The 13775-nt window shown below is 37.2% G+C and carries 13 protein-coding genes; 8 read left to right on the top strand and 5 right to left on the bottom strand.

The window, feature by feature from the left end:
- Window positions 1–105: 105 nt before the first annotated feature.
- A complete protein-coding gene (locus JOC76_RS15225; RefSeq protein WP_205178822.1) occupies window positions 106–915 on the bottom strand; it encodes a Cof-type HAD-IIB family hydrolase in 810 nt (269 codons plus the stop codon).
- A 308-nt stretch (window positions 916–1223) separates the two neighbouring features.
- Here JOC76_RS15225 and JOC76_RS15220 point away from each other — a divergent pair, with 308 nt between their 5' ends.
- Together JOC76_RS15220 and JOC76_RS15215 are read left to right on the top strand one after the other, a co-directional pair.
- On the top strand, window positions 1224–1532 hold the full coding sequence (locus tag JOC76_RS15220) for a metal-sulfur cluster assembly factor (protein WP_205178820.1): 309 nt from the start codon (window positions 1224–1226) through the stop codon (window positions 1530–1532).
- A gap of 178 nt (window positions 1533–1710) precedes the next feature.
- Window positions 1711–2838: a TIGR04053 family radical SAM/SPASM domain-containing protein gene (locus JOC76_RS15215; RefSeq protein WP_205178818.1), complete on the top strand. Its 1128-nt coding sequence runs from the start codon at window positions 1711–1713 to the stop codon at window positions 2836–2838.
- Between the two features lie 54 nt (window positions 2839–2892).
- Here the strand turns inward: JOC76_RS15215 and JOC76_RS15210 are convergent, their stop codons facing one another.
- Window positions 2893–3591 (bottom strand): Crp/Fnr family transcriptional regulator, encoded by a 699-nt coding sequence (locus tag JOC76_RS15210; protein WP_205178816.1) that lies wholly within the window; start codon window positions 3589–3591, stop codon window positions 2893–2895.
- 303 nt (window positions 3592–3894) lie between these two features.
- Here JOC76_RS15210 and moaA point away from each other — a divergent pair, with 303 nt between their 5' ends.
- Complete coding sequence (gene moaA, locus JOC76_RS15205) at window positions 3895–4911, top strand: GTP 3',8-cyclase MoaA (protein ID WP_205178814.1); 1017 nt, start codon at window positions 3895–3897, stop codon at window positions 4909–4911.
- Window positions 4912–5228: 317 nt separating this feature from the next.
- Here moaA and ric read toward each other — a convergent pair whose 3' ends face one another.
- Entirely contained in the window at window positions 5229–5927 is a 699-nt protein-coding gene (ric, locus tag JOC76_RS15200; protein WP_205178812.1) for an iron-sulfur cluster repair di-iron protein, read from the bottom strand.
- A gap of 221 nt (window positions 5928–6148) precedes the next feature.
- On the opposite strand from ric, the gene JOC76_RS15195 reads away from it, so the two are divergent.
- The 3 genes from JOC76_RS15195 (at window position 6149) to JOC76_RS15185 (ending at window position 8987) form a co-directional block, all read left to right on the top strand.
- Window positions 6149–7414: a molybdopterin molybdotransferase MoeA gene (locus tag JOC76_RS15195; RefSeq protein ID WP_205178810.1), complete on the top strand. Its 1266-nt coding sequence runs from the start codon at window positions 6149–6151 to the stop codon at window positions 7412–7414.
- Window positions 7402–7944 (top strand): molybdopterin-guanine dinucleotide biosynthesis protein B, encoded by a 543-nt coding sequence (gene mobB / locus JOC76_RS15190; RefSeq protein ID WP_372441957.1) that lies wholly within the window; start codon window positions 7402–7404, stop codon window positions 7942–7944. Before JOC76_RS15195 ends, mobB begins: the two co-directional genes overlap by 13 nt.
- Before the next feature lie 314 nt (window positions 7945–8258).
- Window positions 8259–8987 carry a YwiC-like family protein gene (locus JOC76_RS15185; RefSeq protein ID WP_205178807.1) on the top strand — a complete coding sequence of 243 codons (729 nt, stop codon included), beginning with the start codon at window positions 8259–8261 and terminating at the stop codon, window positions 8985–8987.
- 532 nt (window positions 8988–9519) lie between these two features.
- Here the strand turns inward: JOC76_RS15185 and JOC76_RS15180 are convergent.
- Window positions 9520–10212: a Crp/Fnr family transcriptional regulator gene (locus JOC76_RS15180; protein ID WP_205178806.1), complete on the bottom strand. Its 693-nt coding sequence runs from the start codon at window positions 10210–10212 to the stop codon at window positions 9520–9522.
- A 266-nt stretch (window positions 10213–10478) separates the two neighbouring features.
- Here JOC76_RS15180 and JOC76_RS15175 point away from each other — a divergent pair, with 266 nt between their 5' ends.
- Both JOC76_RS15175 and clpB read left to right on the top strand, forming a co-directional pair.
- Window positions 10479–10658 carry a YjzC family protein gene (locus tag JOC76_RS15175; protein ID WP_205178805.1) on the top strand — a complete coding sequence of 60 codons (180 nt, stop codon included), beginning with the start codon at window positions 10479–10481 and terminating at the stop codon, window positions 10656–10658.
- 120 nt (window positions 10659–10778) lie between these two features.
- Complete coding sequence (clpB, locus tag JOC76_RS15170; RefSeq protein WP_205178804.1) at window positions 10779–13376, top strand: ATP-dependent chaperone ClpB; 2598 nt, start codon at window positions 10779–10781, stop codon at window positions 13374–13376.
- Window positions 13377–13427: 51 nt separating this feature from the next.
- Here clpB and JOC76_RS15165 read toward each other — a convergent pair whose 3' ends face one another.
- Window positions 13428–13613, bottom strand: a complete 186-nt coding sequence (locus tag JOC76_RS15165) for a YjzD family protein (protein WP_205178803.1) — start codon at window positions 13611–13613, stop codon at window positions 13428–13430.
- Between the last annotated feature and the right edge of the window lie 162 nt (window positions 13614–13775).

Genomic DNA, 13775 nt, shown 5'->3' with positions numbered 1-13775 from the left:
CAAGATTGAAACAGCTTTGCTGCCTCAAAACTAGTATGCACATATATGCTCCGGTTCATTTAGGTAAACAATGGCGAAAATCTGAACGTTTAAATAGCTCGTCTTTTATAGATTTAGCAAATCTGCTAAATATTCACCAACACCATTTTCTTCATTGCTGAGGGTGACATCTTTAGCAATATTTTTAACTTGATCAATCGCATTTCCCATCGCAATTCCGTGACCAGCATATTCAAGCATCTCTAAATCATTATCCTCGTCACCAAAGGCCACAATCCTTTCAGCAGGGATTCCATAATAATCAGCAGCCTTTTTTAAACCAACTGCCTTATTTAACCCACTTTTAATAATTTCAATTACATGCCAAGGTGCCGCCCAACTGCGTTGTTCGATGACTTCAGCATGGATTTCGGAGAGGTGATCACGAATTTTTTTAAGCTGTTCCTCTTCTGTATGAATCAGCATACTTGTCGGTGAATCTGTTAAATAGTTCGCTAAATCACCGGTTGTTATTTTGGGATTACCAAAACGAAAAATATCCAAAAGTTTTTCATCGTGGTAGTGGAAATAGACATCATCCATGACTTCAGCAATAATATTGTGAAAATGAAAGCTTCTACATGCTTCAACAATATCTTTTGCTACTTTAACATCGAGCGGTTCATGGTAGAAACCCCAGTCTTTATCGAGCGGGTGATGTGTAAACGCACCGTTAAAATTAACAATTGGGGTATCTAATTCTAATTCGCGGTAATACATTTCACTTGATCGGTATGGCCTTCCTGTCGCAATCATCACGATATGCCCTTCTGCTTTTGCTTTTTCGATAATTTCCTTATTTCTGTTGGAAATTGTTTTATCATCTGTTAATAATGTCCCATCTAAGTCTAGTGCAATTAAATGTTTCTCAGCCATTTGGACACCTACTTTTTATTTTTTAATCATAATGCTTTGATTTAGAAAAAAATTTGCTGGCATGGTACACTACAGTATGAACATGTTTCAATAAAAAATCGTCATGAAGTTACTATAGATACTATGTTAACAATTTTATAGCCAAACTGTAAAAAAATTCACACCATCTATTTGTTAAAAGCGATATGATTATTTTACCTAATTGGTTTGGCAAAGTTGATTACAAGTGAATAGGGCAGCAAAAAGCAGTGCATGGTAGTTTTAAGAGAAATAATATAAAAACAAGGTTTATTAAGGAGTGTTACCATATGAATGAAGAATTAAAAGAAAATATAATGGGCGCATTAGAGCTTGTTATTGACCCAGAATTGGGAGTAGATATTGTTAACCTAGGTTTAGTCTATGATGTGGAGCTGAATGAAGAAGGGTTGGCAACCATTACCATGACCTTAACAGCGATGGGATGCCCATTAGCAGGTACGATTGTTGATCAAGTAAAACGAGCTTTAGCAGACATACCTGAAATTAAGGAAACAGATGTTAATATCGTTTGGAACCCGCCTTGGAACAAGGAAATGATGTCACGTTATGCGAAAATCGCCTTGGGAATTCGCTAAAACAATATCGATTCAAAACAGTAGATAAAAATGTCTGCTGTTTTTTTTATGTCACAAAAGAGACAAATTAATTGTTCTTTATGTGAGATAGTTCACTTTTTATAAATATTAACATCATTATAATAGAGTTAATTGAGACCATTTGAAGTAAAATGGGCAGATTGGGGAGGCGATTCAATTGTCTTTTAATCGTGATTTTAATAAAGATCCGTTCATTGTCATTTGGGAATTAACACGTGCTTGCCAGCTAAAATGTTTACATTGCCGTGCTGATGCCCAGTACACACGGGATCCACGTGAATTAACATTTGAAGAAGGTAAAAATTTAATTGATGATATATATGATATGAATAATCCGATCCTCGTCTTTACTGGCGGCGATCCTTTAATGAGAGAGGATATTTTTGAAATTGCTAAATATGCAGTCGAAAAGGGAGTAAGGGTATCCATGACTCCAAGTGCAACTCCGAATGTAACGAAAGATGCAATTGAAAAAGCCAAAGAGGTTGGCCTTTCACGTTGGGCTTTTAGCATTGATGGACCAAATGCTGCGGTCCATGACCATTTTCGCGGAACAGCAGGTTCTTTTGATTTGACGATGGAACGAATTAAATACCTGCATGAATTGGAAATTCCTATTCAGATAAATACAGTTATTTCTCGATATAGTGTTGACTATTTAGAAGAAATGGCAAAAATGGTCGAGGATTTAAATTGTGTGCTTTGGAGTGTCTTCTTCCTAGTGCCGACAGGACGAGGACAAGTGAGTGATATGATCTCACCTGTGGAACATGAAAAAGTATTAAGATGGCTTTATGACTTAAGCAAGCGTGTGTCTTTCGATATAAAAACAACCGAGGCGATGCATTACCGCCGTGTTGTTATTCAGCAAAAAATGCGGGAAGCTCATACACAAACCAATGAAATTGAATATATAACTGCCTTAACTGAAAAAGGCTTAACGGGTTCAATTGACGGTCTTGGACGTGCTCCAAAAGGCGTTAATGATGGAAACGGCTTTGTGTTTATTTCACATATTGGGGATGTATATCCAAGTGGACTTTTACCAGTAAAAGCTGGGAATGTCAGGGAAACACCGTTAGCCGAAATTTATCGGGAATCGCCTATATTCAAAGCATTGAGAAATCCGGATAAGTTTAAAGGAAAATGCGGTGTGTGTGAATTCCGTTATGTTTGCGGTGGATCGAGATCTAGAGCATATGCGATAACAGGCGATTACATTGAAAGTGAACCATTCTGTGTATATGTTCCAAAGGCATATAGAGAAACTCAATCACGCAAATAAAGTGGCATAAAAAAAGGCTGACTCGGGTAAAGAGACAGCCTTCAATCCTACCTATTATTCTATATTGCAATATACCGCTGAACAGTTTTCGCAGCCAATTTCATCCTTTAAATATTGCAAGTTTAAAATAGAAATCTTGCCTTTTTTTACAGAAATAATTTTATCTTTTTTTAATTCACTTAAAATTCGATTGGTACTTTCACGGGAGGTACCACAAAAGTTAGCAAGTTCTTGATTCGTTAAAGGGAGATCAATTAAGATTTCCTCACCTTTTTGGATGCCATAACTATTTGTCATCCTTATAAGTGTGGAGAATAAGGCTCCTCGTTTACCATTTAAGACAAGATCACGAAATTTGGTTTGAGTTTTACGGAAGTGATCACTCATCCATTTCATGAATTCCAACGCTAACTTACTATTTTGAAAAATCTCAGTTTCGATAACATCTTTTTTTATGGCGACAACTTCGCCTTCCTCCAGCACTTTTGCACTTAATAAATATCTCGGATCGTTTGTGAATAATGTTAATTCGCCGCAGATATCATTTGCACCGCAAATTCTTAAGGAAAGTTCCCGACCGTCCGATGTAATTTTACTGATTTGAATTTTGCCGGAAAGAATAATGTAGAGCTCCTCTGCCACCATCCCTTCTTGAAAAAGAAAGGTTCCTCTCTCACTTTTAAATTTCCGATCCGCAAAGACTAGCAATTCTTTTATTTCAATGGAATGTGTGGGTTTCATACTCAGAGTCATTTCATTCACCTCTTCATTAAAAATAACGAGTCAAAGTCCTAATTTTAGGTTGTTAAACTCATTGTATCTTAAGACTGATTCCGATAACGAAGTAAACAATGACAATATAGTGAAAACCTATAAGCTTTTTTGAAATATGGCTTGTTGTGACCAAAAACAAACGTTTCTTCATTTAGTAACATCTGTTAAGATTAGATTAGCTAAAATGTAATCTAATAGTGAATAAAGTAACAGTCTAATCCTTTGTTATCCGTTACACTATATCATATAAAGCTTCCTGTCATTTTAATGGAGTTGATATAAATGGAAAAAAACATTATTAAAGATAAATTAAATAGACCTATGCATGATTTGAGAATCTCTGTCATTGACAGATGTAATTTTCGCTGTCAATACTGTATGCCTGCGGAGAAGTTTGGTCCTGATTTTGAATTTCTTCCACGAAGTGCCTTATTAACTTATGAGGAAATTGAACGTTTAGGAAAAATATTTGTTCGTTTAGGTGTAGAAAAAATACGTCTGACGGGTGGAGAACCACTTCTTCGTAAGGATCTCCCCCATCTTGTTGAAAAACTTTCCGCCATTAAAGGTCTCAGTGATATCGGGTTAACAACCAATGGAGTACTATTGCCAAAATTGGCCAATGAATTGAAGGCGGCTGGTTTGAAACGAGTAAATGTCAGCCTAGATACATTAAATGATGAATTGTTTGGTCAAATAAACGGTCGAGGAATCGGAACCGCTCCAGTATTGGAGGGGATAGAGGCAGCTAAACAGGCAGGTCTCGGGGTCAAAATTAATATGGTGGTAAAAAAGGGCTTAAATGATACGGAAATTATCCCAATGGCCAAGTTTTGTAAAGAACAGGGCTTAGAATTACGCTATATTGAATTTATGGACGTAGGTTCAACGAACGGCTGGAAAATGGATGATGTTATAACCAAAAGACAAATCTTTCATTTATTAAACGAAGAATTTGAGCTTGAACCAGTTGGTCCTGCATACTTTGGTGAAGTGGCTAAACTGTACAAATATAAAGATAAGGATGTAAATGTTGGCTTTATAACATCTGTATCTGAGTCTTTCTGCTCAAGTTGCACTCGCTCAAGGCTATCGGCTAATGGGCAAATTTTCACCTGTTTATTCAATGGGAATGGTCATGATATACGGAATTTCATGAGGAATGGAGCAACTGATGAACAATTAGTTGAACGAATTACCGCAATATGGAATGGCCGAGATGATCGATATTCTGATGAAAGGACAGCAGAAACCAATAAAAATCGTAAAAAAATTGAAATGTCCTATATCGGCGGTTAACTCTCTTTTAAAAAGAGAGTTTTTTTATAGGCTGTGTTAAAGGCAATTGTTGATTTTGAAACAATGTTGATTGGAGCGGAAGGCGCTCGACTCCTCGAAAATGCTATCGCATTTTCTTCGTGCGTGGGCGGACTCGAGGAAGAATTTCAATGTCCTGCGGGAGTACGGGGAAGGGGAGACCCCGCAGACGCTTTCAGCGTCGAGGAGGCTCCCCGGCACGCCCGCGGGTTTGCTGAGCGCCTGCAGCGGAAATCAACATTCATGTTTTACACAGCCTATAAAAAAATACCCGCTTATAAAAAGCGGGTTGGTCTGAATTATTGAACATATCTTGGAAATAAAATATTATTTTCAAGATGGACATGCATGAATGTTAAACCTTCTAACGCCTCAAGACGAGCAAATACTAAACGGTAAGTACCACATGCATCCAATGGAAGGGTATAATCAGACGTTACGGCACGGATTTGTCGTAAAATCTCCCCAGCATGGTCATGTTCTTTTTCAAGCTCGACAATCAGCTTTATTGCTTCCTCAGGATTTGGAGAAGTGCCATCTGCAAGCTGCTTAATAAGCGGGAACACAATTTCTTCTTCTTTAGACATATGGTCTAGCAATTCTTTTTTGAACTCATAAAAAAGTTCATTCATTTTAATAAGTTCCGGATGATGTTCGCCATGCACACGTGCAACCTTGGTTACATATGGGCTAAGAAGCGCCAACTCTTCCTCAGAAACACGATGATAATTTGTTATAACATGATCAATAATCGTATGGGAATCTGAGTCTGTCCACACTTCTACATTTTTCTCTGTGTTTTCATACTTTTCAAATACAAGTTTTAATTCTTCTAAAATATTATCAAGGGAAAGCCCGTTTTGTGCTGCAGCTTGTGATAATGGGATGTTTCCACCACAGCAAAAATCGATGCGGTTCTTCTTAAAAAGGTCACTTGCTTTTGGAAGTTCGTTTACTATATCTCTAACTAGTGAATTTGCTGTTATGGTAAATGTCATATTAATTCCTCCTAAGATCATATAAATCTTTTCTGACCTAATCATAATGCAAATCGTAAATATATTAGGTGACCTGCATCACACTAGGGCTATGTTTTTTCTTAATTAATTGTGACATTTGATACGTTTTCAAGTTTTCTATAGACTTATAATGAATACAAGCTGTTATAATCCAATACATAATCAGCAAATTTACCCTTTTTAGGCAGGAGATGATTTTATTGGTAGAAAAAAGAAATCCAATTCCAATTGGTGAAGCAGTAAGTCAAATTATGAACTATCGATTAAAGGGGAGTATAGAATACGTTTCAATAAATGAAAGCTATGGAAGATTTTTATCAGAAGATCTTATTGCTACCAGCAATGTTCCCCACTTCGACAGAGCACCATATGATGGATTTGCCGTTCGTTCAGTCGATACTGTAGAAGCTTCCCAATCTAATCCAGTTGAATTTGAAGTAATTGACCATATTGGTGCTGGAATGGTCTCCAATCGATTAGTCGGGGAAAAACAGGCGGTTCGGATCATGACAGGTGCTATGATGCCAAATGGTGCAGATGCAGTTGTCATGTTTGAAGTAACTAAAACCTATGAAAAAGATGGAAATCCGTTTATGTCCATCAAAAGAAAAATAGACAAGGGTACAAATGTTTCTTTTATAGGGGAAGATGCAAAAAAGGGTGAAGTACTCGTTGAAAAAGGAACTCTAATTAACCCAGGAATACAAGCGATGCTGGCTACCTTTGGTTATGATAAAGTACCTGTGGCAAAAAAGCCGGTGATTGGTCTGTTTGCTACAGGTACTGAATTGTTAGAAGTGGACGAGGAATTAGAGCCTGGTAAAATTCGCAACAGTAATTCTTATATGATTGCTGCTCAAATTGAACGGGCAGGGGGAATTGTCCAATATTATGGAAAGCTGCCAGATGTGTTTGATACATGTTTTGAATCGGTTAAAAAAGCTTTAGCAGAGGTAGATATATTGCTTACAACCGGGGGGGTATCTGTTGGTGATTATGATTACCTGCCGGCTATTTATCAGAAATTAGGTGCTGAAGTACTATTTAATAAAGTAGCAATGCGTCCGGGAAGTGTCACTACTGTTGCAGTGTATAATGGAAAAATCCTTTTTGGGCTATCTGGTAATCCTTCCGCTTGTTATGTTGGATTTGAACTGTTTGCAAGGCCCATAATACGGACGCAAGCTTTTTCTACTAAACCTCACTTGCGGAAAGAAAAGGCAGTGCTTGAAGTTGATTTTCCTAAGGCAAATCCGTTCACAAGATTAGTTCGAAGCAGCACCTTTATTGAGGAAGGAAGGTTAAAATCAACACCTAGTGGTTTAGATAAATCAAATATTATCATGAGTTTAGCTGGAGCTAATTCACTCATTATTCTTCCTGGGGGTACAAGAGGATTCCAGGCAGGGACTGAAGTCGAGGTACTGCTGCTTGAAGATCAGGTCGGAAGTGTGTGGCCTTGGTAAAACCATTTATTTTTCAAGTGGTAGGATATCAAAATAGTGGGAAGACCACGACAATAATCAAATTAATTCAAACACTTACAGAACAAGGTTTAAAACCTGTCACAATTAAACATCATGGGCATGGAGGAAAACCGGCAGTCATGGAGGAAAAAGACTCTTCATTGTATCTTCGTTCAGGTGCAATTGCCTCTATTGTTGAAGGCGCTGGAAGAATGATTCTTCAAGTTGACAACCTTAACGTAAGCCTTGAAAAACAACTGGATCTTCTAAAATACTTTCAAGCTGATGTTATTTTAGTCGAAGGGTATAAACAGGTGAACTTTCCCAAACTCCTTTTGTTAAGAGATTTAGATGATTTACCTTTATTAACTTCGTTAAACAATATTCAGGCAGTGGCTGTTTGGAAAGAAGATTTATTTCCGTTAATGGTTGAAGACTATCCTTTCTTCTCTATTCATGATACCGAAGTAATTAATTGGACAGCTAACTTTATTAAGGACCATGTTCATAGGAATGATGAAAAAAGTTAATAAAATTGTCAAATGTGTTACTTTTATCACAGCTTTAACATTTTGGTTGTCAGTATAATATAGACAGGGGTTATTGTTTGTTAATATAGGTACAAGGATTTTGAAGCAGAAATGCAGGCTTCATTCACAGTGTAAATACTCTAGAGAGGATTATTGTTACACCTAACCTGAATGGTTCTCTGTATTTCTATTCAAATCTGAAAGAGCAAAGAGGGAAATTGCCTTTTTTTTTTCATAATTTATGTGATTCTCTTCACTTTTTTTTCGATACAGGTCTTTTATAGTAAGGCTAAGATGAAAAAGGAGTGAGAAAGATGAAATTATTTTTACCGAAACAGCATGGTGCATGGGCAATGCTAATTCTCCCTTTTTGGCTTGGTGTTTTAAAAGGTGGATTTGTTTGGCAGGATATACCATTCTTTGCAGGATGGATTCTCTTATATTTTGCGACCTATCCAATGCTCTTATTATTTAAAAAGAAAAGAATACAATTTTATACAAAATGGACGATCTTTTATCTGGTCCCAGCATTATTGCTGTTGTTGTTCCCGCTTCTCAAAAGACCTTCTATTATTTTCTTTGGTCTTTTCATGCTTCCATTTTTTGCGGTCAATGCTTTTTATACAGCAAGAAATAAAGACCGTGCATTTATGAATGATTTGAGTGCGATCTTTGCATTTTCAATTGCCGGATTAGCCTCCTGTTATTTAGGGAGGGGGATTGTTAATCTAGAGACCTTGATTTTTCCATTTTTAACATCTGTATTATTTTTCATAGGCTGTACCTTCTATGTTAAAACGATGATTAGAGAAAAGAAAAATACTCGCTTTAAATGGCTTTCATGGTTATATCATTTGTTTGTAGTGGCTTTGTGGTTTATGAGCGGATTTTGGATTGCAGCGATTGCCTTCATTCCAAGCTTACTTCGTGCCTACTTTTTCTATGGCAAGAAATTATCACCACTGCAAATTGGTGTTTATGAAATCATTAATTCGGCGATCATCTTTACAATCCTTGCCATTCAAATAGTTATATTAAATTAAAAAATCGGTCATCATGACCGATTCAGATTGTCGAGAAAGGGTGTTTTTTCTCGGCAATTTTTATTTTAACAGAATCTAAATGGGCCTGTTGATTTCCGCTACGGGCACTCGCTTTCCGCGGGGAGGTCCTGAAGCCTCCTCGGTGCTTACGCAGAGGCCACTGAAAAAGTCTGAGAAATTTTATGCAAAACTAATTTCTGAAAAATCCATCCCCACTTCAAGTTTATAATTAGGGGTAAAATAGATTGAATTCTCCCACTTTGATATTGAAAAACGGTGTAATTTAGGGATTAGGTTATTCGGAAATTTCATTATTAAACAGAAAAGCACTTTTTCAGTGCCCTCAGCGAAGCGATGAGGAGGCTCCCCGGCACGCCCGCGGAAAGCGAAGTGCCTGGAGCGCCAATCAACAGACATTTTGAAGAGCCAATATTATACAAATTAACTCGGTAAATTATTTAAGAGAGTAAATAAAATAAAAGGCTATCGAACGTTTTTTTTCGACAGCCTGATCAGTCATGATGATAATTTTTTAATCTACTTTACATATCTCAACTGGACAATCCTCACAGTCGATTTCCTTTTTTATATAGTCTAAATCATGAATGGTAATTGATCCTTTATCGATAGAAATAATACCCGACTTTCTTAATTCACTAAGGAGCCGATTGACCACTTCACGAGAAGTGCCGCAGAAATTGGCTAGCTCTTGATTCGTAAAAGGTAATTCAACTAATATTCCTTTAGTGGTTCTGATACCATAACTATTACTAATCCGAATGAGGGTTGAATATAAAGCCCCTTTTTTACCATGAAGAACTAGATCTCGAAATTTGGTTTGTGTTTTTCGAAATTGCAGACTCATCCATTGAATGAATTCAAATGACAGGGCCAGGTCCTGAGAAAGCTTCTCCTCTAAGACATCCTTCATAATAACAGCGACTTCACCACTTTCTGCCACTCGGGCACTTAGTAAATAGCGAGAAGAAGGGGAAAATAAATTTAATTCACCCACAAAATCACCTTTGGAACACATTCTAATCGTGAGCTCTCTTCCATCAGGTATGATTTTGCTTACTTGAAGAATCCCACTCTGCACAATATACATTTCATCAGCCTGAGAACCTTCTCGGAATAGAAATGTCCCTTTTTCCATTTTTTTTATATGGTGAACGGTCTCAAAAAGACGTGACAACGTTACAGGCATTTCTTTTACCGACTGCATACGATAACCACCTTTAAGGAACAAATTAATTTTCCCAAAAAATGCAAGACATGGTTAATTAGATTTGTTAGATTATACTATAATTATATTGTTTACAAAGAATAATTATCAATATTTGTAGAATAAATTCATATAATCGTCATAAACTAATGGTTAGGTCATTACCCAGGAAATATTGTCGAAAAGTGTTGAATTTGAAAAAAATCCCTTAAATGCTCATAGATGAAACGGAGATAATAAGAATGTATTAAAAAGGGGGGATACGCATGGGACAAAATCATCAGTTTAAACCAGGGAAAAAAGCACCTAATAATGGCTTTTATATTGAAGTTGGCGATTCAGGGAGCAATGTAACAAACCCGAAAAAAATAAAGCTGAAAGCAGGAGACCCGTTTCCTGAGACATCCAATGATGATCGCGTTTGGTCTTATGTTCGAAAACCTTAATAATTGTAGAAAAAGTCATCTTTTTGGATGGCTTTTCTTATGGAATGATTTTACTTATCGAGAAGAAATCCTTATAATATAATTAAATAGGTCAGAAAAGGTCAAAGAGGAGTGAGCAAAATGGACCTAAACCGAATGACAGAAAGATTACAAAAAGGCCTTATGGATGCACAAGCGTTGGCCATAAAGGAAAATCATCAGGAAATCGATGAACCACACCTATTTTTATCGCTTATTAATCAGGAAGACAGCCTTATCGCATCAATATTAGAAAAAGCCGGGCTGCAAACTGAAAAGATAAAGAAATCTTTATTGGAGGAACTGGCAAAAAAGCCACAGGTATCAGGAAGCGGTGTAGAGCAGGGGAAAATGTATATTACCGCAAAGCTTCAAAAACTACTGGTGAGTGCAGAGGAATTCGCCTCCAAGTTTTCTGACGATTACATTTCTGTTGAACATATACTGCTAGCTGCCGCTAACGCAAATGATTCCGTTATGAAAAAGATTATTCGCTTAAATGGACTGACACCGGAAATGATTCTAAAAGTCATAAAAGAAATAAGGGGGAACCAAAGAGTGACTTCTCAAAATCCAGAAGCAGGGTATGAAGCTCTTAAGAAATATGGTCGAGACCTTGTAGCTGAAGCAGAAGCAGGTAAAATCGATCCAGTGATCGGCAGAGATACAGAGATTCGCAATGTTATTCGAATATTATCAAGAAAAACAAAGAATAATCCGGTTCTAATTGGGGAACCAGGTGTCGGTAAAACAGCCATTGTTGAAGGCCTTGCCCAAAGAATTGTTAGAAAAGATGTTCCAGAAGGGCTTAAGGATAAAACCATTTTTTCGTTAGATATGAGTGCATTAATTGCCGGGGCAAAGTTTCGTGGCGAATTCGAAGAACGGTTAAAAGCAGTCTTAAATGAAATTAAGAAAAGCGAAGGACATATTTTACTGTTTATCGATGAAATCCATACCATTGTGGGTGCCGGTAAAACGGAAGGTGCTATGGATGCCGGAAACATGTTAAAGCCGATGCTTGCTAGAGGCGAACTGCATTGTATTGGTGCAACAACATTGGACGAGCACCGGAAATATATTGAAAAAGATCCAGCGCTTGAACGCCGATTTCAACAAGTACTCGTACAAGAACCAAATGTAGAGGACACCATCTCCATATTAAGAGGACTTAAGGAACGTTTTGAAGTCCATCATGGTGTGAAAATACATGATCATGCATTAGTAGCTGCAGCCACATTGTCTGACCGCTATATAACGGACCGTTTTTTACCTGATAAGGCAATCGACCTTGTGGATGAAGCATGTGCGATGATTCGTACGGAAATAGATTCGATGCCAACTGAATTAGATGAAGTAACTCGCAGGGTGATGCAGCTGGAAATTGAAGAAGCTGCACTCCGTAAAGAAAGTGATGAAGGAAGTAAACTAAGACTTGATGCATTAATCAAAGAATTGGCCGATCTAAAAGAACAGGCAAATACAATGAAGGCAAAATGGCTTCAAGAAAAACAAAGTATACAAAAATTGCAAGAGAAAAGGGAACAGCTTGAGAAACTTCGCCGCGAGCTCCAGCAATCGGAAGACCGCTATGATTTAAACCGTGCGGCTGAATTAAGACATGGGCAAATTCCGTTAGCGGAGAAAGAACTTAAAGAGTTAGAAGAAAAGGCTGAAAAGGATGAGCGACTGCTTCGAGAAGAAGTTACTGGTGAAGAAATTTCAAGTATTGTTTCAAGATGGACGGGGATACCTCTTTCCAAACTAGTCGAAGGAGAGAGAGAAAAGTTACTTAAATTAGAATCCATTCTTCATCAAAGAGTGATTGGACAAAATGAAGCCGTTAACTTAGTTTCAGATGCTGTTCTTAGAGCACGAGCTGGAATTAAAGACCCTAACCGCCCGATTGGCTCATTTTTGTTCTTGGGGCCAACTGGGGTAGGAAAAACAGAACTCGCAAAGGCGTTAGCAGAGTCCTTATTCGATAGTGAAGAGCATATGATAAGAATAGATATGTCAGAATATATGGAGAAGCATGCGGTTTCTCGATTAATTGGTGCTCCTCCTGGTTATGTCGGCTATGAAGAAGGAGGTCAATTGACTGAAGCCGTTAGAAGAAGACCATATTCGGTTATTTTAATGGATGAAATTGAAAAGGCACATCCTGAAGTATTTAATATTTTACTTCAGGCCCTGGATGATGGTCGAATTACGGATTCACAGGGAAGAGTGGTAGATTTTAAAAACACCGTCATCATCATGACTTCCAATATAGGCTCACAATTTCTTCTTGAAAGAAGTGACAATGAAGTTGAAATATCAGATGAAACAAGAGAGATGGTTATGAAACTGTTGAGGTCTCATTTCCGTCCTGAATTTTTAAATCGAATTGATGAAACGATTCTCTTTAAACCATTATCATTAGCCGAGATAAAAAATATCGTTGTGAAGATGCTGAACGATTTGCAAATAAGGTTGAAGCAGCAGCAAATTGAGATAAAAATCAGTGAAGATGCGAAGGCGTTTATTGCTATTAATGGCTTTGATCCTATTTATGGGGCTAGACCTTTAAAACGGTATATTCAGAGAAATATTGAAACCAAGCTTGCGCGTGAAATGATTGCTGGCAGGGTACAGGACCAATCAACAGTGGAAATCACGATTGATGATGGTGCTATCGTAGTGAATGTACAAAATTAGTAGTGAAAACAAAAAAGAGGTCCTCCAGTTAGTCCGGAAGACCTTTTCTTTTTAATGCTTTTGTACAGGTTCGTTGGGGATGATTGTAGTAACAATTAAAATTAAGACTGTTACTACAACAGCAGCAATAGAGCCTTGTGCAAAATTATATACTGCACCTTCTGTCATTGAACTAACAACATATGTAAGCATTTGTACTAAAAGGAAAGACCAGAAAAAAGTCCAAAAGATACGCACTCATTTTCACCTCTTATTTATTTTACATTACTTTAAATACTACCATACAATAATAAAAAAATATATATAAAAACAATATTCCTGATTTTCTGTCTTTTAAGTTCAAATTTATGGGCAAACTCCCTTACATCTCTTGTGAAACGACATACAATACCTTGAGGA

Source organism: Neobacillus cucumis (assembly GCF_016908975.1).
In the GTDB taxonomy this organism is placed as follows: domain Bacteria; phylum Bacillota; class Bacilli; order Bacillales; family Cytobacillaceae; genus Neobacillus; species Neobacillus cucumis.
This window is presented reverse-complemented; position numbering and strand designations above follow the sequence as displayed.

Excerpts from the sequence above, each read along its gene's own strand:
- ric (WP_205178812.1), bottom strand. The coding sequence starts at position 5,927 with ATGACATTTACCATAACAGCAAATTCACTAGTTAGAGATATAGTAAAC.
- JOC76_RS15220 (WP_205178820.1), top strand. The coding sequence starts at position 1,224 with ATGAATGAAGAATTAAAAGAAAATATAATGGGCGCATTAGAGCTTGTT.
- moaA (WP_205178814.1), top strand. The coding sequence starts at position 3,895 with ATGGAAAAAAACATTATTAAAGATAAATTAAATAGACCTATGCATGAT.
- JOC76_RS15185 (WP_205178807.1), top strand. The coding sequence starts at position 8,259 with ATGAAATTATTTTTACCGAAACAGCATGGTGCATGGGCAATGCTAATT.
- JOC76_RS15180 (WP_205178806.1), bottom strand. The coding sequence starts at position 10,212 with ATGCAGTCGGTAAAAGAAATGCCTGTAACGTTGTCACGTCTTTTTGAG.
- JOC76_RS15225 (WP_205178822.1), bottom strand. The coding sequence starts at position 915 with ATGGCTGAGAAACATTTAATTGCACTAGACTTAGATGGGACATTATTA.
- clpB (WP_205178804.1), top strand. The coding sequence starts at position 10,779 with ATGGACCTAAACCGAATGACAGAAAGATTACAAAAAGGCCTTATGGAT.
- JOC76_RS15210 (WP_205178816.1), bottom strand. The coding sequence starts at position 3,591 with ATGACTCTGAGTATGAAACCCACACATTCCATTGAAATAAAAGAATTG.
- JOC76_RS15175 (WP_205178805.1), top strand. The coding sequence starts at position 10,479 with ATGGGACAAAATCATCAGTTTAAACCAGGGAAAAAAGCACCTAATAAT.